The organism is Winogradskyella psychrotolerans RS-3, assembly GCF_000427335.1.
GTDB lineage: Bacteria > Bacteroidota > Bacteroidia > Flavobacteriales > Flavobacteriaceae > Winogradskyella > Winogradskyella psychrotolerans.
In genome coordinates, this window is the sequence record NZ_ATMR01000060.1 from 18388 (window position 1) to 39933 (window position 21546).

18 protein-coding genes and 3 pseudogenes are annotated in these 21546 nt (G+C 33.5%); 15 read left to right on the forward strand and 6 right to left on the reverse strand.

The annotated features are described in order from the left end of the window. Nucleotides 1–182: 182 nt before the first annotated feature. Both ADIWIN_RS21180 and ADIWIN_RS19425 read right to left on the reverse strand, forming a co-directional pair. Nucleotides 183–323 (reverse strand): annotated as a pseudogene (locus ADIWIN_RS21180) (DUF6090 family protein); the annotation flags it as partial. A gap of 1 nt (nucleotide 324) precedes the next feature. Next, a complete protein-coding gene (locus tag ADIWIN_RS19425) occupies nucleotides 325–1086 on the reverse strand; it encodes a DUF6090 family protein (RefSeq protein ID WP_020895596.1) in 762 nt (253 codons plus the stop codon). A gap of 286 nt (nucleotides 1087–1372) precedes the next feature. Here ADIWIN_RS19425 and amaB point away from each other — a divergent pair, with 286 nt between their 5' ends. The 5 genes from amaB to ADIWIN_RS04540 all read left to right on the forward strand — a co-directional run bounded on the left by amaB (nucleotide 1373) and on the right by ADIWIN_RS04540 (nucleotide 7103). After that, nucleotides 1373–2926 carry an L-piperidine-6-carboxylate dehydrogenase gene (amaB, locus tag ADIWIN_RS04520; RefSeq protein ID WP_020895597.1) on the forward strand — a complete coding sequence of 518 codons (1554 nt, stop codon included), beginning with the start codon at nucleotides 1373–1375 and terminating at the stop codon, nucleotides 2924–2926. A gap of 127 nt (nucleotides 2927–3053) precedes the next feature. Beyond that, on the forward strand, nucleotides 3054–3749 hold the full coding sequence (locus tag ADIWIN_RS04525) for a hypothetical protein (protein WP_040756555.1): 696 nt from the start codon (nucleotides 3054–3056) through the stop codon (nucleotides 3747–3749). After that, nucleotides 3727–4431: a putative outer membrane beta-barrel protein gene (locus ADIWIN_RS04530; protein WP_020895599.1), complete on the forward strand. Its 705-nt coding sequence runs from the start codon at nucleotides 3727–3729 to the stop codon at nucleotides 4429–4431. The genes ADIWIN_RS04525 and ADIWIN_RS04530 overlap by 23 nt, the downstream gene beginning before the upstream one ends. A 120-nt stretch (nucleotides 4432–4551) precedes the next feature. Further along, entirely contained in the window at nucleotides 4552–5913 is a 1362-nt protein-coding gene (locus tag ADIWIN_RS04535; protein WP_020895600.1) for a DUF1800 domain-containing protein, read from the forward strand. A 2-nt stretch (nucleotides 5914–5915) separates the two neighbouring features. Then, nucleotides 5916–7103: a DUF1501 domain-containing protein gene (locus ADIWIN_RS04540; RefSeq protein WP_020895601.1), complete on the forward strand. Its 1188-nt coding sequence runs from the start codon at nucleotides 5916–5918 to the stop codon at nucleotides 7101–7103. Between the two features lie 214 nt (nucleotides 7104–7317). Here the strand turns inward: ADIWIN_RS04540 and ADIWIN_RS04545 are convergent. From ADIWIN_RS04545 to ADIWIN_RS04560, 4 genes and pseudogenes are all read right to left on the reverse strand, one after another. Further along, nucleotides 7318–8449 (reverse strand): annotated as a pseudogene (locus ADIWIN_RS04545) (ATP-binding protein). A 34-nt stretch (nucleotides 8450–8483) separates the two neighbouring features. Beyond that, a complete protein-coding gene (locus tag ADIWIN_RS04550; RefSeq protein WP_020895604.1) occupies nucleotides 8484–9110 on the reverse strand; it encodes an HD domain-containing protein in 627 nt (208 codons plus the stop codon). Then, nucleotides 9107–9859 (reverse strand): SDR family NAD(P)-dependent oxidoreductase, encoded by a 753-nt coding sequence (locus ADIWIN_RS04555; RefSeq protein ID WP_020895605.1) that lies wholly within the window; start codon nucleotides 9857–9859, stop codon nucleotides 9107–9109. Before ADIWIN_RS04555 ends, ADIWIN_RS04550 begins: the two co-directional genes overlap by 4 nt. An 89-nt stretch (nucleotides 9860–9948) precedes the next feature. Continuing rightward, nucleotides 9949–10812 (reverse strand): aldo/keto reductase, encoded by an 864-nt coding sequence (locus ADIWIN_RS04560; protein ID WP_020895606.1) that lies wholly within the window; start codon nucleotides 10810–10812, stop codon nucleotides 9949–9951. Nucleotides 10813–10916: 104 nt separating this feature from the next. Between ADIWIN_RS04560 and ADIWIN_RS04565 the strand changes: the two genes are divergently transcribed. The 10 genes and pseudogenes from ADIWIN_RS04565 (at nucleotide 10917) to ADIWIN_RS04610 (ending at nucleotide 21539) form a co-directional block, all read left to right on the forward strand. Next, a complete protein-coding gene (locus ADIWIN_RS04565) occupies nucleotides 10917–11486 on the forward strand; it encodes a DUF4382 domain-containing protein (RefSeq protein ID WP_020895607.1) in 570 nt (189 codons plus the stop codon). Between the two features lie 222 nt (nucleotides 11487–11708). Continuing rightward, the gene (locus ADIWIN_RS04570; protein WP_020895608.1) at nucleotides 11709–12710 is read left to right on the forward strand and encodes an AAA family ATPase; all 1002 of its coding nucleotides are present in this window, start codon (nucleotides 11709–11711) and stop codon (nucleotides 12708–12710) included. Nucleotides 12711–12798: 88 nt separating this feature from the next. After that, a pseudogene (locus ADIWIN_RS04575) lies at nucleotides 12799–13664 on the forward strand (DUF58 domain-containing protein). A 78-nt stretch (nucleotides 13665–13742) separates the two neighbouring features. Continuing rightward, nucleotides 13743–15416, forward strand: a complete 1674-nt coding sequence (locus tag ADIWIN_RS04580; RefSeq protein WP_040756567.1) for a hypothetical protein — start codon at nucleotides 13743–13745, stop codon at nucleotides 15414–15416. Then, nucleotides 15416–16420: a vWA domain-containing protein gene (locus ADIWIN_RS04585; RefSeq protein ID WP_020895612.1), complete on the forward strand. Its 1005-nt coding sequence runs from the start codon at nucleotides 15416–15418 to the stop codon at nucleotides 16418–16420. The genes ADIWIN_RS04580 and ADIWIN_RS04585 overlap by 1 nt, the downstream gene beginning before the upstream one ends. Further along, entirely contained in the window at nucleotides 16413–17453 is a 1041-nt protein-coding gene (locus ADIWIN_RS04590; RefSeq protein ID WP_020895613.1) for a VWA domain-containing protein, read from the forward strand. The genes ADIWIN_RS04585 and ADIWIN_RS04590 overlap by 8 nt, the downstream gene beginning before the upstream one ends. Before the next feature lie 240 nt (nucleotides 17454–17693). After that, the gene (locus ADIWIN_RS04595) at nucleotides 17694–18536 is read left to right on the forward strand and encodes a hypothetical protein (RefSeq protein WP_020895614.1); all 843 of its coding nucleotides are present in this window, start codon (nucleotides 17694–17696) and stop codon (nucleotides 18534–18536) included. Between the two features lie 131 nt (nucleotides 18537–18667). Further along, entirely contained in the window at nucleotides 18668–20437 is a 1770-nt protein-coding gene (locus tag ADIWIN_RS04600) for a BatD family protein (RefSeq protein ID WP_040756556.1), read from the forward strand. Nucleotide 20438: 1 nt separating this feature from the next. Beyond that, complete coding sequence (locus tag ADIWIN_RS04605; protein WP_020895616.1) at nucleotides 20439–21197, forward strand: tetratricopeptide repeat protein; 759 nt, start codon at nucleotides 20439–20441, stop codon at nucleotides 21195–21197. Between the two features lie 48 nt (nucleotides 21198–21245). Further along, complete coding sequence (locus tag ADIWIN_RS04610; protein ID WP_235047020.1) at nucleotides 21246–21539, forward strand: hypothetical protein; 294 nt, start codon at nucleotides 21246–21248, stop codon at nucleotides 21537–21539. The last annotated feature ends 7 nt before the right edge of the window (nucleotides 21540–21546 follow it).

A 21546-nucleotide genomic window follows, 5' to 3' on the forward strand; every position in this document is an offset into this window, starting at 1 on the left:
TTTTAGACGTAGGTGAATTGTTAAATTGGTCTTAAAGTTAATAATTATACACAAATGAGTTAATGAAGTTGGGAAATATTGTTTATGCAAATTTGGTTTTATTTTGTCATTCCTGCGAAGGCAGGAATCCACCTGATTAGTTCATTCGTTATTATTTAGAGATGAAGTCAATCTTTAAATCAGTCATTCCAATTATTAATCTGAAGCGCTATGAGAATACCAATAACTACAAGCACAATCTCTCCAATGGCGTATTTAAAGTATTTGCCTGTTTTATTTTCCATAATTAGGTTTTGGCGGATTTTACGGAAGAATTTAATCATTTTATAATTCTATTTCTTCGTTTAGTATCACTACTATTTGTGATATTTTGTTTAACACTTCTTCTTGTATCGTATATCTAAGATGCTCAACGGCAACTCTATTCATTAAATAGCCAAAATAGGCGTCTTGTTTAAAAATAAAGTCAATGGCCATATTTTCTTTAGGACTTCTTAGGGTATCTAGACCAATTCGTTTTCGAGCCTTGGTTAATTCTAGATGCGCACTTACTGGAGCACTTATATTTTGCATATTATTTAGAAGATTCATACTGTTATCTTGATCCTCAAAACCTAACTTTACAATTGAGAAATACTCGGCAAGCATTTTTCTAAGCTGGTTATTACATAATAACTCGGCATTTCCAGTACTAATATAGGCATCGTAAGCTCCTGTTAAAAATTCGGCGCGATACCAGCTTTGAGCACCATAAACGATAAAATTTTTTATAGAATCGTTACTTGCACGAGGTATTTTACCTTCATACATTTTAATAAGTTCACTACTTTTTCTAATCACATTTTTTTGCATGTACATCGTTTGTTGTAAACGATTTTTAGATTCTAAAAAGTCGGATTTTAATGATACTAATAATTTCTGCTCTTGTATTTGTTGTTTTCTATTATCATTCCAATTGTTAATCTGTAATGCAATGAGAATCCCAATAACGACAAGGGTAATTTCACCTATTGCGTAGAGTAAATATTTCGAAAACTTATTTTCGGATAGAAGTCGTTGGCGTATGAGTCTTAAATAATGAATCATTTACTCTCGTTAGGATGAAAGTAAATTAGGTTAATGGTAGTCCTTGAGGTTGGTTAACTATATGTGTTTAAAGATATTAAATTGTTGCTAATAATGGCTTTACATTTAATTTTTATGTTAAAAAAAGAAATCCACTTTGTTTTAATTGGAGTAGTTCAGGCGTTCTAGGATATTAAATTTTGAAGTATTAAGTGTTCTCTTTTTTGACAAGCTTGCGATGAGAAAAGCTGATATTTTATTACTAACTTCGCATAAAATTTTAATAATTCATAAAAAATAAGCAAATATGGAAGCAGTAGCTACCGATTTCGGAATAAAAGAAGCCCTACAACAGTTGGGTGTAAAAGATATAAATGAAGGATCTTCTACAGGTTCTAATAATTTTTCTAATGGAGAAATTATAGAATCTTACTCTCCTGTAGATGGCAAATTAATAGGAAAAGTAAAAACAACAACAAGAGCAGATTACGATAAGGTAATGGATGCAGCAACTAGCGCATTTAAAACCTGGAGAGATGTACCTGCACCACAACGTGGCGAAATTGTACGTCAGTTTGGTAATAAATTAAGAGACTTAAAAGAACCTTTAGGGAAATTAGTGTCTTACGAAATGGGTAAATCGTTGCAAGAAGGTTACGGTGAGGTTCAAGAAATGATTGATATCTGTGATTTTGCTGTGGGTTTATCACGTCAATTAAACGGACAAACCATTCCTTCAGAACGTCCTGGTCACGTGATGAGAGAACAATGGCACCCAATTGGAGTCGTTGGTATTATTTCAGCATTTAACTTTCCAGTAGCAGTTTGGGCTTGGAATACAGCTTTAGCTTGGATTTGTGGTGATGTTTGTGTTTGGAAAGCCTCTGAAAAATCTTTGTTATGTTCAATAGCTTGTCAGAATATAATTGCTGGTATTTTAAAAGAAAATAACTTACCAGAAGGTATTTCTTGTATCATTAATGGAGACTACAAAGTTGGTGAAATGATGACTACAGACCATAGAATGCCTCTAGTATCTGCTACAGGTTCTACAAGAATGGGACGTATTGTTGGTAAAACAGTAGCAGAACGTTTCGGAAAATCATTATTAGAATTAGGTGGAAACAATGCCATTATAATTACACCAACTGCCGATTTAAAAGTGGTGGTTCCTGGTGCTGTATTTGGTGCTGTGGGTACTTGTGGACAACGTTGTACATCTACGCGTCGTTTAATTATTCACGAATCAGTTTACGATAAAGTAAGAGATGCCATTGTTGGTGCTTATGGACAAATTAAAATTGGTAACCCGTTAGATGAAAATAATCATGTTGGGCCTTTAATAGACAAGGATTCTGTGAATACCTATTTAGCGGCTATTGAAAAAGCAAAAGCTGAAGGTGGAAACGTTTTAGTTGAAGGTGGAGTTTTAGAAGGTGAAGGTTTTGAAAGTGGTTGTTACGTAAAACCAGCAATCATCGAAGCTGAAAATCATTTTGAAATTGTACAACACGAAACATTTGCTCCAATCTTATACTTAATGAAGTATTCTGGTGAGGTTGAAAATGCTATTGAGAAACAAAATGGTGTGGCTCAAGGTTTATCATCAGCCATCATGACTAACGAGATGAAAGAAGCAGAGAAGTTTTTATCTTATGCTGGTTCTGACTGTGGAATTGCTAACGTAAACATCGGAACTTCTGGTGCTGAAATTGGTGGTGCCTTTGGTGGTGAAAAAGAAACAGGCGGTGGACGTGAGTCTGGTTCTGATGCATGGAAAGTGTATATGAGAAGACAAACCAATACGGTTAACTATTCTGACGAATTGCCTTTAGCACAAGGGATTAAGTTTGATCTTTAAGCTAAGGTTAAGTTTTTAAATATTTTAAAGCCATATCGAAAGATGTGGCTTTATTTTTTTTAACATTGTAGTGACGCAACCTTTTCTTACAAATTGCATCTACTTTAAAACCGATCTACTTCATGTTATGAAATTACTATTTAAATTCTTCTTAATACCGTTTTTTTTAACGGCGGTTTTGAGTTGTGAGGTTCACCTAGAAGATAATACTAGGATTTTAGTTGAAGGCACAATTAAAGACCAAGACAATATGCCTGTTCCGGATGCTAAAGTAAGTGTCCATACTCGAAGAGGTAATTTTAGTGGAGGAGAAAATTCATATCTCTTAGGTGAAGGTTATAGTGCTACTGATGGTACGTTTTCTGTAATATCGTTTTATAATAAAGATGAGGATTTTGCTATCGAAGTTGCTTTTGGTGAGACTTACAGCACTTACGTTTATAAGTCCAATACTCTTAATTTCACTCCGGTAAATCTAACTTTTGATCTCGGAACGGTAAGTTTAAAAAAAATGGCAAGCTTTAATTATAATATTGTTAGAATAAGTGGAGAATCTACTAGCATTACCTATAGTTTTAGATATATTGAAGGCTTTTGTCTAGAGTCTTTTGAAGGAGAAACTCTCAGCGAATATCAAAGTGCTTGTTATCAAGAGCGATTTATAGCTCAAACTCTTAATGATAATAATCCGGATTATGAATGGCTATTACAAGTACCGCTTGGTGAGATTGTGGAGTTTACATATTCCATAAATGATGAGCCAGAAATAACAGAGTTTATAACTATAAATGAAGACAATTATGACTTTACGTTCTCTTATTAAAACCTTCTGGTTCACTTGCATTAGCTTATTTTGTTCTATTGGTTTTGCACAAGAGAACGTTTCTGAAAATGAGTCTGAAATCACATCTAAAAGCAGCTTTTTAGATTCAGAAGGGCGTCAACGATTTTTTGCAATTACGGCAGGAGGGCATAAACCTTTCACAAGTGGTGACAATTTTATGGGAGATGGCTTAGAAGGTAAATCTGGAATTGATTTTAAAGTGCAAATGTATATTTATAAGCACTTTTTTATTGGGCTTGCGACAGGTGCTAGCTATTTTGATGTTAAAAATCAAGAGCTTGTAGGGAGTTATAGAAAATCGAGAATTGCTGAAAATTATATATACTTAGGCTATGAGTTTTTGCCAACTGAAAAATTGCGGTTAGGGCTTAATATTTCTATTGATAGCGATTTAGATTATAAAAACACAGGGTTTAGTACTTCCGATATCGCTGAACAACATGATTCAGCCAAGTTAAATCGCTATGGATTATATCTTCATTATGAGTTGGCGAAGCATTTTATGATATATCTCGATTATAGTTATAATGTTAGTACAACAGACATTAATGTGCCATCTGAATTAAAGGATTTCTTCGGAAAAGGAAAATACAGCACCATAGGATTAGGTCTGGTTTTTACCATTGGAAGTCGTGATTTAATTTCACGGTTTATTAATTGATTTTTAGTTATATAACTTATTCAAAAATATTTAATTTTAAAAACCGTTTCTTAAGAGGCGGTTTTTTTATTTGAAAAGCCTTAGGTTAAACCATCCGTAAAATATTAAGTCTTATTACATATGACACAGCAAGAACTTCAACATTTGTATTGGCGAGCAGGATTTGGTATAAATCCCAACAAGCTGAACTCTTTTTTTAAAAATAAGCAGCAAGTCGTTGAAGCACTTTTTGATAATTCAAAATCAAACACACCTATTCAATTAGATTTATCTTTTATGGAAGGAGTGACGTCGAAACAACTAAAAGATAATCCTGAATTTTCTAAAGAAATAAGAGCCAAAAGCAGAAAAAAACTTATGGATCTTAATTATGCTTGGATAAATCAATTAGTAGAACCTAAAGAACTGTTAAGAGAGAAAATGACCATGTTTTGGGCGAATCATTTTGTATGCAAGGCTAATAGTGTAGTTTATGCTCAGCAATTCAATAATACATTAAGAGTGCATGCTCTAGGTGATTTTAAAGCGTTTGTGAAAGCCATTTCAAAACAGGCAGCAATGCTTAAATACTTAAATGGAAATCAAAATAGAAAAGCAAAACCTAATGAGAATTTTGCGCGCGAATTAATGGAGTTGTTCACCTTAGGTGAAGGTCAATATTCTGAAACAGATATTAAAGAAAGTGCTCGTGCGTTTACAGGATATAATCATGATTTTGATGGAAATTTTGTATTAGCCCAACCACGACATGATGAAGGCCTAAAAACCTTTTTAGGAAAAACAGGACATTTTTCAGGAGATGATATTGTCAATATTATTCTTGAGCATAAACAATGTGCTGCGTTTATTTCAGATAAAATCTACCGTTATTTTGTAAATCCAAAACCCAATCAAAAACATATAGAAGCTATGACAGGTGTGTTTTTTAAAGATTATAATATCGAAAATTTAATGCGTTTTGTGTTTCTGTCAGATTGGTTTTATGATGACGCAAACATCGGTTCAAAAATAAAATCTCCGATAGAGTATTTAGTAGGATTGACGACTACAGTGCCTGTGAAATTTGAAAAAGAAAAAGACCTCATTAAAATTCAAAAGTTACTTGGCCAGACCTTATTAAATCCACCGAATGTTGCAGGCTGGAAGGGCGATAAAGCTTGGATTGATGCCAATACCATTATGGTACGTTTAAAATTGCCTTCTGTGCTTTTGAATAGTGCCATAATTGCTTTGGATGAACATGATGAATTTAAAAAGAAATTTATGCAAAATCATAAAGGTAAATTGCCGTTTAAAACCATACCTAATTGGACTACTTTTTTAGAAAATTTTGAAACCGTCTCCACTGAAGATCTTCAAGATTATGTGCTTCAAGGGACTATTAATAAAGGGACTGCTGACTTTTTGAAAACATTGAGCAAAGTTTCTAAACAAGAATACTGCATTCAGCTCATGTCATTACCAGAATATCAAATGTGTTAATTATGGATAGACGAAAATTTCTTAAGAATTCCGCACTAGCGAGCAGCTTATTTTTTGTGCCTAATTTTGTAAAAGCATTCGAATCTGTAGCTTCAGAACGTTTAGGATATAAGCGTTTGGTTATTGTGCAATTGGCTGGTGGAAATGATGGATTAAATACCATAATTCCATACAACAATGATCTGTATTATAATGCAAGACCAAAATTAGCCATTACTAAAGATATTATAAAACTAAACGACGATTTAGGATTTCATCCAAGTTTAAGCCCATTGCGTGCGTTGTTTGATAATGGTGAATTATCTATCATCAATAACGTCGGTTATCCCAATCCTGTTAGATCACATTTTAGGTCTATGGATATTTGGCAAACAGCAAGTGGCTCAGATGAGTATTTGCAAAGTGGTTGGTTAGGCCGTTATTTAGATCAGCATGGAAAAAAGCCATACAATGCCATAGAAATTGATGAGCAGCTTAGTTTGGCAATGAAAGGTGAGCACTTTAACGGTATTGCAACGAATGATTTTAAAGTACTATATAATTCGGCAAAAGATCCTTACTTTCAAAATATATTAAGTCATTATAACGACACACATTTAAGCGAACATAACTTAGGCTATTTATACCAAACGATGATTGAAGCCAAGTCATCTGCCAGTTATATTTTTGAAAATACGGATGTAAAAACATCACAAGAAACCTATCCTCAAAACGCATTTGCAAAACAACTTAAAAATGTAGCTCAATTTATTAATTCGGGTTTAGATACTAAAGTGTTCTATACGTCACTTGGAGGATTTGATACCCATGCGAATCAAAATAATAAACAAACAAAATTATTATCACAATATGCAGAAAGTGTTTCGGCATTTGTAAGCGATTTAAAGCGAAACGACACTTTTAAAGACACATTGATTTTAACCTTTTCAGAATTTGGAAGGCGCGTCAAACAAAATGCAGCTAATGGTACTGATCATGGTGCTGCTAATAATGTTTTCGTCATTGGTAAGGATTTAAAGAAAGCAGGTTTTTATAATAATTTGGCGAGTTTAAATGACTTGGATAGTAATGGCGATATAAAATACAATGTAGATTTTAGATCCGTATATGCAACAATACTTTCGAAGTGGATGGATGTTTCTGTTGATGGTATAATTCCAAATGAACAAGAACAATTGAATTTTATTTAAGCACATAAAAAAACCTTGTTTCAATTTTCAGCTTTTGGCTTTAGAGAAACAAGGTTTGGTAATTGATTAATAGCATTACAAATATGGACAATATTTTAGTGGGTCAGTAAAGTTTTTGATGAATGGTCGAAAAAATTGTATAATCAGTAGTCTTTTTAAATCCATTTCGACAAGACGCAAAAATCAAGGATTAAAAACGCTTATTATCGATAAACTAACTGTATTTTACTTTCCTTAAAATCCGCATCGTTTCTTTGTACGAATAATAGAGTTCTAAATTGTAGCTTTTTAAATACGGTTTTATGTCTTCCAATTTTTGCAATGCCAAATCAAATCCGTTGAGATAACAAATTAAATAGCTGGCAGCTATATTCTTTAAATCTTTAGATTCACTTTGAGACAATGTCATGGCTTTTTAAGTTTTCTAAAATTGAATTATTAGAATTGTAAATATGGTGTAATACTTTTTTATCAAATTGAGGCGGCTCAAATACGAGATTAACTTCTATTGAATAATTAGCGTTATTTTCAAAGTGAATGATTTTTTCTTCGAGTTTGTGGTATTTATGAGACTGATACAAACCTAGTTTTACATATTCAATAATTTTAAAAGAGTCTTCTGTATATGAAATAGAAACTTCATCTAAAGCTGAATAAAATAAGCGCACCTGTTCATTAATTAATTCGATATCTACTCTAGAAAAGAACAGTTCATTTTTTACATACTTTTTGTAGCCAGACCAACACAACACAAAGTATTCTTTAAAGACTTTGTACTGCGGACTAAAATCTTGACGTTTATTCATAAAATCGAAAACACCGTCTAGCGTAAGTTCAATATTATTTTGTGCATTATTTTCAATCGCGGCAACGATTTTTGAATTCACATCCTTAATTTCAATATCAAAAACCTTGGGCATGCTGATGCTTCCGTCTCTAAAAAATACAGATCCACCATAATATTTCCAGATGTTTTTTTTAAGAGCTGTAATACTATCAATGGGTCTAATAGTAACTAAACCAACGACTTTATCGTCTGGTAAATGCGGAAACGGAATGTTCTCATATTGTACAATTGGTGGATTGTTGAGGTAGGCGTTAATAAGATTCTGAATTTTGCTATCATCAAAAAAATCGACACCAATAATTTCATTGTCGGTATCCTCTACGCCAATAACGATATAAGAATTGTTCTTTGAATTACTATTAGAAAGTGCACAAACATGTTTTAAAAACTTCGCTTTTCCTTCTTTTTGACTAATGTCAATTTTTCGCTTTTTATCATAAAAACTGTTCTCATCGTTGTGAGCAAGTAAGTGCTTTATGAGAAGGCGTTTGTTAATCATAGTTAAATTCCTGCGTAGGCAGGAATCTCATCATTTAAAGCATTTCAATTTCTAGAATTAAATTGCTTCTAGCTTGTGTTTCAAATTTTGTTTGGAATCTTTCTGTAAAATATAACGAATCTCTTTCGAGAAAGTGTTTTAGAACTTTTTTTCGTCCGGGTTTATATAAAATATCGGGATAGATTATATATTCTTTTCTAATATTTTGAGTGTACATATTGTAAGTTTCCCAATCTGTTCCTAATATAGACAAATCCAAATCCAAAAGATAAGCATTATCTAGATTTTTGGTTAAAATCAATTCGTGTTTTTTGGTCGAAATGATGAGGTTTTTAATACTTTCAAAATTAAACGAGTCGTGTTTTAGGTCTTTTAGTGCTTTTTCCGCAAAAAGAGCACTTTGCTCTTCGTTGTCTTTAGTTGTGGATTTGTAGATAATATCATGATACCAAATGGCCAACCTTAAGCTGTCTAAATCTTCAATTTCAGTTTTAAAATCTTCCAATTGAAGAAACATATTATAAATATGTGAAAGGTTGTGATAATGTCTGTTTTTGGACGTGTATTGCGATTCAATAGTTGTCCAAAGTGAATCAATTAAAGAAATATCAGCATAATCTGAAATTAAATCCTGCCAGTAATTCTTTAACCAATGTTTCATAATTCCTTTTTTACAATTGTCGAACTAGCCTGAGCCGTACAAAACATCAACACATCTGCAATATTTACATGAGCAGGTCTAGAGATGGCAAAATAAATGACTTCCGCTACATCTTCTGCTTGCAGAGCTTTATAACCTTTATAAACATTATCTGCGGCAGCATCTCCTTTAAACCGAACCTCAGAGAATTCAGTTTCTACTAAACCAGGATTTATAGCACCTACTTTAATTCCGAAGGGATTTAAATCAATGCGCATGCCTTCTGTAATTGCTAAAACCGCATGTTTACTGCCGCAATACACATTACCATTTGGATACACTTCTTTACCTGCAGAAGAGCCTATATTAATAATTTGTCCGGATTTACGCTCGGTCATTCCCGGAATAATAGCTTTACTAACATAGAGCAAGCCTTTTACGTTAATATCCATCATGGCATCCCAATCGTCTAAATTTCCAGTTTGGATGGGATCTAAGCCATGAGCGTTGCCTGCATTATTTATTAAAATATCAATGTGTTGAAACTCTTTTGGTAAGGACGCAATAGCTTCAAATGTTTTTTCTCTATCGCGAACATCAAAATTTAAAGTATGCACATCGGTTTCTTTAGAAAGTGTCTGTTGAACACTGTCTAAGCGCTCTTGTCTACGACCGCACAGTATTAGGTTAATGCCGTGTTTAGCAAATACATGAGCCGTTGCTCTTCCGATTCCACTTGTTGCACCTGTGATTAATGCTGTTTTTTTCATGTTTCTGTCATTCCTGCGAAAGCAGTAATCTTTTATTAGTTTGATATTTAAGTTTTAAAGGACAAGATTCCTACTTTCGTAGGAATTCACTAAGGTACTTCACACCCTTCCGCAGCCTGTAAAATTAAAAACCAATCTTCTAATTCTAATTCAATTTTAGCTGCTTCAACAGCAAGTTTCAATCGTTCTTTAGTTGTCGTTCCTATAACAGGATGAATTCCTGAAGGATGTTTTAAGATCCAAGCCAATAACAACTGATCTTCAGTTGCATTGTACTTATCCATTAATGCACCAAGTTGTTTATGGATACGTCTGGTTTGTTCATTATCGTCTTTAAAAACAGAGCCTAAAGGTGACCAAGCCATTGGTTTTATGCCGTTAGTCATCATAAAATCTAAAGTTCCGTTATGCATTGCAGAATGTTCGGTTAGAGAGAATTCAATTTGATTCACATCTATATCCATGCGTAAACCAATCATGTCCATTTGCGATGGTGTAAAGTTAGAGACACCAAAGTCTCTGATCTTTCCGTCTTTCTTTAAAATGGTAACCGCTTCAGCGATATCTTCAGCAACCATTAATGGACTAGGTCTGTGTAGAAGCAATAAATCTAAATAGTCGGTTTCAAGATGTTGAAGCGATTCTTCAACAGACCAAATGATATAATCTTTACTGTAATTATAATGTTTTACTATATTGTTTCGGCTATCACATTGGTATTGAATACCACATTTTGAAATTAGCTGAATGTCGTCACGTTTTAAGCCTGAGCCTTTAAATGCTTTGCCAAAGTCGGCTTCGGTAGTGTAAGCGCCGTAAATGTCAGCGTGATCGAAAGTGGTAATTTGATTAGAAAGACAGAAGTTTATTAAAGATTCCATCTCTTTATTTGAGAGCTGTTTTCCCCAGCTTCCCCAGGTCATAGTACCTGCAATTAATCGAGAATATTTCACTTTATTTTCAGTTTATATAGGTTTTTGTGCAATTCATGCATAAAAATACTCAAAACATACCGATTGAGGTATCATTGCTCTGTAATTATTCAATACCTCAAATCATGAAACATTTACAAGCCATTAAATTTTTAGTATTTACGTTTATTATTTTAACAAGCGCAACAAGCTGTTCTACGGATGATATAGATAATAGTGACCAATTAGCAGCAGTATCTGTTAGTCTAAAAAGCACAACCCAAGACCTTAATAAGGTTTATTTAGATATAGAAGATGTGCAAATACGGGTAACAGAAGAAAAAAGTGCTGCAAATGCTTGGGTTAGCTTAAATGCAATTAATACGGGTACACACAATGTTAGTGCGCTTATTAATGATGCGCAATTACAGTTGGTAAATTATTTCGAAATTGAATCGGCATATGTTTATGAAATCAGAATCGTTTTGGGTGACAATAATTTCATTGATATTGATCAAACATTATTCAGTTTAGATGTTGCAGATAAAGGAAATTCTACACCTTCTAACTTAGTAAATTCAGACTTTGAATCCAATCATATTTATGACATTGTAATAGATTTAAACCTTGATGAATCTATTAGTTTTAACGCGTCTGATAATATGATGGTATTAAACCCTAAATTATATACAGAAATAAGAGACATTCAATATTAATTATTCTAATCCATGATTAATAGAACTCGTTTAGGCGAGTTCTGAACTTTAAAAGAGCAATACTTCGGTGTTGCTCTTTTTTTTAACCAATTGTTAACAGCAACTAACAAATAATTTTAACACTTTGCATGCTCTAAAAAAACACGGAGCCATTTCTTATTAAAAAATTATTTTAAAATGAAATTGGTGTAAAACATAGTTTTGTTCTTAAACCCTTAAATAATGGAAGAAACGAGTACAGTTGATATTAAGTCAATTAACGAAAAGATAGAAAGAGAAAGTGCATTTGTAGATTTATTAACCTTTGAAATGAATAAGGTTATCGTTGGACAAAAGCATATGGTAGAGCGATTACTCATCGGTTTATTAGGTCAAGGTCATATTTTATTAGAAGGTGTGCCAGGTTTGGCAAAAACATTAGCTATTAATACGCTGTCAAAAGCGATTGACGCTTCATTTAGCAGAATTCAGTTTACACCAGATTTATTACCTGCAGATGTGGTTGGTACATTAATTTTTAATATGAAGGAGAATGATTTCACGATTAAAAAAGGACCAATCTTCGCCAATTTTGTTTTAGCAGATGAGATTAACAGAGCACCAGCCAAAGTACAATCGGCTTTGCTTGAAGCGATGCAAGAAAGACAAGTCACTATTGGTGATGAAACGTTTATTTTAGACAAGCCATTCTTAGTTATGGCAACGATGAACCCAGTTGAGCAAGAAGGAACTTATCCTTTGCCAGAAGCACAAGTGGATCGTTTTATGTTGAAAACGGTTATAGATTATCCAACGATAGATGACGAACAGCAAATTGTAAGAGCCAACTTAAGAGGTACTTACGAAAAAGTAAATCCTGTGGTGTCCATTGCTCAGATTCTAAGTGCACAAAATGCAGTTAGAGAAGTCTATATGGATGAAAAAATTGAGAAGTATATTCTCGATATTATTTTCGCAACGCGTTACCCTGAAAAATATAAACTAGGGGATTTAAAGCCTCTAATTTCTTTTGGAGCATCTCCTCGTGGTAGTATTAACTTAGCTACAGCAGCAAAATGTTATGCTTTTATTAAGCGAAGAGGTTACGTAATTCCAGAAGATGTTCGTGCTATTGTTCACGATGTTTTACGTCACAGAATAGGAATAACTTACGAAGCGGAAGCAGAAAATATCACTTCAGAAGATATTATCAATAAGATTGTAAATGTAATTGAAGTACCTTAAAAAGTACTCAGTGTTCAGTACTCAGTCCATGGTTGTTAACTTGTAACTGAAGACTGCAAACTGAAGACTGCAAACTGCTCACTGAATAATGGATACTAAAGAACTTCTAAAAAAAGTACGAAAAATAGAGATTAAGACACGTCGTTTGTCTGATCATATATTTGGAGGTGAATACCACTCAACCTTTAAAGGTCGTGGTATGACGTTTTCTGAAGTGCGCCAATACCAATTTGGAGATGATGTTAGAAATATAGATTGGAACGTTACGGCAAGAACCAATTTGCCACATATTAAAGTTTTTGAAGAAGAGCGAGAGCTTACCATGATGCTTATGGTAGATGTTTCAGGAAGTGAAATGTTTGGAACACAAAATCAATTTAAAAATGAAATAGTTACAGAAATGGCGGCTACGTTAGCGTTTTCTGCAACTCAAAATAACGATAAAATTGGTCTCATTTTATTTTCAGATCAGATTGAACTTTATATTCCACCTAAAAAAGGCCGTTCTCATGTGCTTAGAATAATCAGAGAATTAATAGAGTTTAAGCCTAAAAGTAAACAGACTAACGTTGCAGAAGCATTTAAGTTTTTGTCCAATGTAATGAAAAAAAGGCTATTGTTTTCGTACTATCCGATTTTATGGCCGATAATTACAAACAAAACCTTAAAATTGCAGCTGGTAGACATGATATCACGGGAATTAGAGTCTATGACAAACATGAGGAAGAAATTCCAAATCTCGGAATGGTTCAAATGCAAGATGAAGAAACAGGAGAATTAATTTTGGTCAATACATCATCCAAAAAAGTAAGGCAGAATTACAACCAATTTTATAATGACAAAGTCAACTACTTTAAAGACAGTTTTACAAAATCTGGAGCAGGTGTTATTGATTGCCGTGTGGATGAAAGCTATGTAAAGAAACTCTTAGGGTACTTTAAAAGAAGAGGGTAGGAAAGAAAATAAAGAGTATCGAGAAAAGACGAAAAGAATATGAATAAGAAAAATAACATTATAAGAAATACAAGCCCAATGGTCAGCCATCTTCGGTCAACCGTTTTAGGTCTATTTTCTATATTGTGTTATCTATCATCTCTTGTCTCTTCAGCACAAGTTACTTCCGGAATTGATACCACAAAGATTAGAATTGGTGAGCAAATCAATTATAAAATTAATGTAGAAGCAGATTCTTTAGCATTGGTTGTATTTCCAGAAGGACAAACATTTATGCCTTTAGAAAATGTGGAGGCTTTAAAAATAGATACCACTAAAAGAGAAGCAAAATTTTTATTATCGAGAGTCTATAAGCTTACACAGTTTGATTCTGGGGTATACACCATTCCGAGACAAAAAATCCTTATTGGTGAGCAACCATTTTTTACAGATTCTTTAAAAGTAGCGGTTAATACGATTGAAGTCGATACAACAAAACAGAAACTCTACGATATTAAACCTATTATCGAAGTTGAGGAAAGTGGAAGTGATTGGTGGAAATGGCTGTTAATTGCATTATTGATAATTGCGGTTGTTGCATTTTTATTGTATTGGTTCATTTGGAGAACAAAACCTTTGTCGGAAGAAGAGGAAATTGCTTTATTACCACCTTATGATCGTGCCAAATTAGCACTACAAAAACTAGATGAAAGTCAATTTTTAATCCGTTCAGAGGTTAAAGAATATTATTCGGAATTAACTTTTATCATCAGAAAGTATTTAGATGAAAAAGTGTATGATCGCGCATTAGAAAGTACAACGTCTGAGCTTATAAATAGATTGAATTTATTGAAAGATGGTAATCAAATTCCGCTTTCAAAAGAAACAATCTTACATATAGAATCTATCTTACAACGTGCCGATTTAGTTAAATTTGCGAAGTCTGCGCCAGATACTGCTCTTGCGGAAATGGATAAATCTACAATAGATAAAGCCATAGACCATGTTAAGGTGAGTTTGCCAGAACCATCCGAAGCAGAAAAGTTATTAGACCAGAAGTATAAAGAAGTCCAAGAGCGCAAAAAGAAGCGTGCAAAAATATGGATTACCGTTGGTATTTCACTATTTCTAATAATTGCAACCTTTGTTGGCTTTGGTATAAAATATGGTTTTAGTTACGTAAAAGATACTATAATTGGTCACGAAAGTAAAGAGCTTTTAGAAGGTAACTGGGTTAAAAGTGCTTATGGTTTTCCACCTGTTTGGATTGAGACACCAATAGTTTTAAAACGTGTTGATCCTCAAATTCCGGAGGAAGCCAAGGAGAAACTCAATATGACCACTTTTGCTTACGGTACCATGTTAGATGTTTTTAGTGTGGTTATAAACACAACGACTCTTAAGGTGCCCAAACAAGCACCACAAGCAGAAAAAGCAGAGAATCCTACCTTTGATTTGTTGAAGGTTTCAGAAGAAACTATTAAAGGTTTCGAAGCTAAAGGAGCTTCCGATATAACGATTAAGAGAGATAAGTTTATTACACCTAACAATGCAGAAGGCTTAAAAACATTTGGTACCTTAAACCTTAAGGTGCCTGGAAAAGATAATTTTGTAAATGCTGAGTATGTATTGTTGTGTTTTTCTAATGAAAATGTACTGCAGCAAATCGTTATCACATGGTCTAAGGACGATAATTATGCCGATGAAATGATTGAACGTATTATGGATTCTATTGAATTGAAATCAGAAGAGCCTGTAGAAGAGAAAGAATAATGTTAGAGAATATACAATTTTTAAATAAAGAATTTTTCTGGTTACTGTTGCTTTTGCCAATAGCAATAGTTTGGTATGTGCTTAAACACAGCAAACAAACGGCTGAGTTAAAAATATCGAGTGTTAAAGGTTTTAAAGGGACATCTTCATTTTGGACAAAATTTAGACACGTTCTTTTTGCATTGCGCTTACTTGCTTTAGCCTTTTTAATTACAGCTTTAGCAAGACCAAGAACAGTGGATGTGTCTACAAAGACTAAAACCACTAGTGGAATAGACATTGTTATGGCAATTGATGTTTCGGCAAGTATGTTGGCAAAAGATTTAAGTCCTAATCGATTAGACGCTTTAAAAGAAGTGGCAGCCGATTTTATTGATGGTCGTCCAAATGACCGCATTGGTTTAGTGGAATATGCTGGTGAAGCCTACACTAAAACGCCAATTACTAGCGATAAATCTATAGTAAAGCGATCGTTAAGAGATATTAATTACAATTCTATTATCGAAGGAGGAACGGCAATTGGTATGGGTTTAGGAACTTCTGTTAACCGATTAAAAGACAGCAGAGCTAAGAGTAAGGTTATTATTTTATTAACGGATGGTGTTAATACTTCTGGTGCCTTAGATCCAAAAACAGCTAGCGTTTTGGCTGTAGAATATGGTATTAAAGTTTATGCTATTGGTATTGGCACAAACGGTACCGCATTGTCTCCAATAGGTTTTAATCCTAATGGTACGTTTAGATATGGTCGTATGCAAGTAGAAATTGATGAAGCTTTATTGAAAGACATTGCAGCAGAAACGGGTGGAAAATATTTTAGAGCCACAAATAATGATAAGTTAGCTGAGATTTATGAAGAAATTAATAAGCTCGAAAAAACCGAAATTGAAGAAACAAAATACTACAATTACGAAGAAAAATACAGACCATTGGTGCTAATTGCAGGGCTGTTATTATTGATAGAATTAATATTAAGAAACACAATATTTAGAAGCTTTGTTTAGAATAGACGAAAAAATATGGTTTTGGACGTTACTGGTAATTCCGGTAATCATTCTGTTGTTCATACTACTCCAGTTATGGAGACGTTCTGTACAGAAGAAATTTGCAGATTCTGGCTTACTAAAACGTCTTAGCCCAAATCAATCTTTATTTAAAAGTGTTTTAAAAGTGTTAGTGCTTTCAGGTGCTTTTGCTTGTTTGTCTTTAGCATTAGTGAATCCTAAAATAGGTACTAAATTAGAAACGGTTAGAAGTGAAGGTGTAGATATTGTTTTTGCAGTAGATGTTTCAAAGAGTATGTTGGCCGAAGATATTGCGCCAAACCGCTTAGAAAAATCCAAGCAGTTGGTTACACAAATAGTGAACAGTTTAGTGAGCGACCGTATTGGTATTATTGCGTATGCTGGTACGGCATTTCCGCAATTACCAATAACAACAGATTATGCTTCGGCAAAAATGTTTTTACAAAACATGAATACTGATATGTTGTCCTCACAAGGCACAGCAATTAGCGAAGCTATTGAACTTTCTAAGACTTATTTTGATAATGAAGATCAAGCCAATCGTGTGTTGATTATCATTTCAGATGGAGAAGATCATGATGGAGAAGCTTTAAGTGTTGCAGAAGAAGCTGCAGAGCAAGGCATCAGAATACTAACCATAGGAGTTGGTAATGTTAAAGGTGGTCCTATTCCTATAAAGCGTAACGGTGTTATTCTGAATTATAAAAAAGATAATAACAATGAAACTGTTATTACAAGATTAGACGAATCTACATTAAAAGAAATTGCAGCAGAAGCCAATGGAGTTTACATTAACGGAAGCAATACTGCTAAAGTTGTAGAAACTATTAAGGAAGAACTAGATAAAATGGATAAGCAAGAATTTGAGTCGAAGCAAATCGCAGATTTTAAAGATCAATTTCAATGGTTTTTGGCTTTCGGAATTTTATTATTGTTCATTGATATCTTCTTCTTAGAGCGAAAAACAGCTTGGTTAAAGAAGTTGAATTTATTTAATGAAACATATATCTAAAAGGATTAATTGGAAGGCTGCTCATAAAATAAGTTCAATGAGAATTTTTTAAGCAATAGAAGCGAACGAATTAAAATTTTTAGATTTTTTTTAACGCTAAATCAGCTAGAGCTTTAGTAATTTAGAGGTCGTTTTCATAATTAAAAAAAATATGAGCCGAGCATATGTTACAGACAATAGCGCTAAAAGAAATGACAAATAGCGGCCGCATGTGACCTTAATAAATCAATAGAAAAACACATGAAACTATATATACTACTTTTTACCATTTTTATTGGAAATTTCGGGATTTCCCAAGACCTCAATAAGGAACAATTAAAAGCCGACAAAAACGCAACGAATTTTGTGTATAAAGCCAATGAGTTGGTCGGAGAAGATAACTATGTAGAGGCCGAAATGGAATACAGAAAAGCCATTTCAGAAGCACCAAGTAAAGCTGCAGGTGCTTATAATTTAGCACATTCGTATTACACAAAAGGGAGTTTTGATGAAGCCTTATTTAGAAGCCAAGAAGCAGCAAATAATGCAACTACCAAAGATGAAAAGCATAGGGCGTTTCATAATATTGGTAATATTTTAATGCAAAATAAGCAATGTAAAGAAGCAGTTGAAGCTTATAAAAATGCCTTGAGAAACAATCCACTTGATGAAGAATCGCGTTATAATTTTGCCTTAGCAAAGGAATGTGCCGATCAACAAAAAGATGATGGTGGAGGCGAAGATGATAAGAAGGACGAGAACAAAGAAGACGAGCAGAACAAGGAAGACGAGCAAAAGAAAGAGGACGATAAAGAGAAGAAGGACGATCAGGATAAAAAAGACGAAGGAGACCAAGATAAAAAAGACGGCGACAAGGATAAGGATGAAGACGGCAAGCCAAAAGACGATAAAAAGGATGATGGTAAAGGAAATGAAGATAATAAGGATAACAATCAAAAGCCAAAACCGCAGCAAGGCCAAATGTCTCCTCAGCAGATAAAGAATATTTTAGATGCGATGCAAAATCAAGAACAAAAAGTTCAAGAGAAAATGAATGCTGAGAAACAAAAAGGAGCTAAAGTTAAGACTGAAAAGGATTGGTAATGATCAGTCGTAGTATGCAGTCTCTTACTGGGATAGATTAGCTTGTTTTTTTAATTAAACAGTTTGTAGGTTCTCATAAAACTTTGAATTTTTGTCACACTGAGCGCAGTCGCAGTGCATTAATAAATTAAATGAAATCAATTAAAAACATAGTAATAGTATTTCTAGTACTTGTAACAAGTATGGCTTCTGCACAGGTTAAATTTGAAGCAAAAGTTAGCAAGAAAAAATTAGGGATTAATGAGCGCTTACGTATCGATTTTGAAATGAACGAAGATGGAGATAATTTTGTGCCTCCTAGTTTTGCAGATTTTGATGTTGTTGGAGGGCCAAATACATCAGTGAGTAACTATTCTAGAAACGGAAAACGCTCCTATTCTAAAACATATAGTTATTTTTTAGCACCAAAATCACGAGGAAACTTCACTATTAAACAAGCAACTATTGAAATTGATGGTGAAACTTATAAAACATTTCCAATAACGGTTAATGTTACGGCTGCGGTCAATGCTCCTAATGGAAATGCAACCGCTTCAGATGTTGCTTCAGAGAATATTCATTTAGTTGCTGAGGTATCTAAAGCGAGCCCTTATTTAAATGAAGCTATTACTGTAGTTTATAAACTATATGTTTCAAAAGATACAGGTGTAAGCAGTTGGAGAGAAAAAGACACGCCTAGATTTAATGATTTTTGGAGTCAGAATATAGATGTTAAAGGTTTTCCGGTTCATACAGGTGAATATGATGGTGAAGAATACCGTTACGTTATTCTTAGAAAAACGGTGCTTTATCCTCAAAAAACAGGACCATTAAAATTAGAGCCTCTAGTAATGGAGGTCACTGTAGAAGTGCCATCAAACAGAAGAGATATTTTTGGTAGGGCTTTATTAACCAGAGTGCCACAAATGGTTACTGCAGGTAGTAGAACTATTAATGTAAAAGCATTACCAGAGGAAGGAAAACCTTCAGATTTCAAAGGTGCTGTCGGTAATTTTGATTTCAAAGTTTCAACCTCTAAAACACAGTTGAATGCTACGGAATCGCTTCAAGCCAAAATAGAGGTTTCAGGATCAGGAAATTTAAAACTTTTTGAATTACCGAAGCTTACCGTTCCAAGTTCTTTAGAGGTTTATGAACCAGAACACCAAGAAAATGTTCGGACTAACCTAAGTGGTATGCAAGGAAATATTTCTGACACATATACAATTGTACCACAATACAGAGGAAAATATCCTGTTCCAACGATTTCATTTTCATATTTCGATTTAAAAACAGAAAGTTATAAACGTATTTCATCAGCCGACATTGTTATAGATGTCCTAGAAGGTCCTATGGCAGCTAGTGCGACTACGGAAAACGCAGCAGATACAACTAAGCAGACGGTTAATACAAGTACAAATACATTTGCCTTTATAAAAACCAATTCAAATTGGACGCCTATAAAATCTGAACCGTTCTTTAAGTCTACCGGGTTTTGGTCATTGCTATTGGTGCCATTTTTAGCCATTCCATTAGCAATTATTGTTAGACGTAAAAAGGATAAACGCGATGCAGATGTGCAAGGTAATCGTATTAGAAAAGCAGATCGTTTAGCTAAAAAGTATTTAAGTGAAGCTAAAAAAGCACTAGGACAAAAAGAATCGTTTTATTTAGCCTTAGAAAAAGCACTTCATAATTATTTAAAATCAAAATTAAATATTGAAACCAGCGATTTTAACAAAGAAAAAATTGAAAGCCTATTGAAAGAGAGGCAAGTTTCAACGGAGGTTGTTTCAGAATTTATTTCAATATTAGAAAATTGTGAACTGGCGCGTTATACACCAATTACACAGGTTACTATGCAGAATGATTATGATAAAGCAGCGTATACAATTTCATTAATAGATAAGCAACTAAGATAATATGAGAACAATTACCGTCTTACTTATATGTTGTTTTAGCCTTATTGGCTTTTCGCAAAATGACCAAAATTTTAGTGATGCAAATGCCTTATATAACGATGGTAAATTTGCAGAAGCGATTGATAAATATGAATCGATTTTAGATTCAAAAGAACATTCTGCAGAGTTATATTTTAACCTAGGGAATGCCAATTATAAGCTTAATAACATTGCGCCTAGTATTTATTATTTTGAAAAGGCACTACAATTAGAGCCTAATGATAAGGACATACAAAATAATTTAGCTTTTGCACAAAACATGACGATTGATGCTATAGATACAGTTCCGGTTGTTGGGTTTTCAAGAATTATAAATAATATAGTCAATACGTTTAATACAGACGTTTGGGCAAAAATCGCAATCGGTGGTGTGCTTTTGTTTGTAATTATATTTTTAGCCTATCACTTTTCTTATACGAGTTCAAAAAAACGAATTGCTTTTGTAACTAGTATTGTTAGTTTATGCGTTGCTTGTTTTGCGGTAGCTATGGCGTTTCAAAAAGAAGATTTAAATAAAAAAGATAATCCTGCAATTATATTTGCACAAGAAAGTAGAGTAAAAACGGACCCTAATCTTACTAGTGAAGAAGTATTTAGGTTACATGAAGGTACTAAGGTGCAAGTCATTGAAACGTATGATGATTGGAACAAAATTCAATTATCTGATAATTCTACAGGTTGGATTCCTTCTAAAGAGATTAAATTATTGAAGGTTTTTTAGAACTAATTTAACAGTCTGTTAAAATCGAACATATTATATTTGCTGCTTATGCAAAAAAGCTCCAAATACAGAATAGCTGTTTTTTTAACCATAGTATTTATGGCGCTTATTTCTGCACCCACAATTATCATGTCTATTGATGACTCAATTGACGTCGCGTGTTTTTTTAGTATAACTGAAGAAGAAGAGAACGCACATGCTAAGCTTCTCTTTGATAAAGACCACCAAGATTCAGAATTTTTAATTGAAGATCAAGAAACTACACATCTTGAAGGCTATAGGTTTAAAAACTACCCTAAACCGCATCTTAATTTAATTTCTCCACCACCCGATTTTATTTAATATTTTT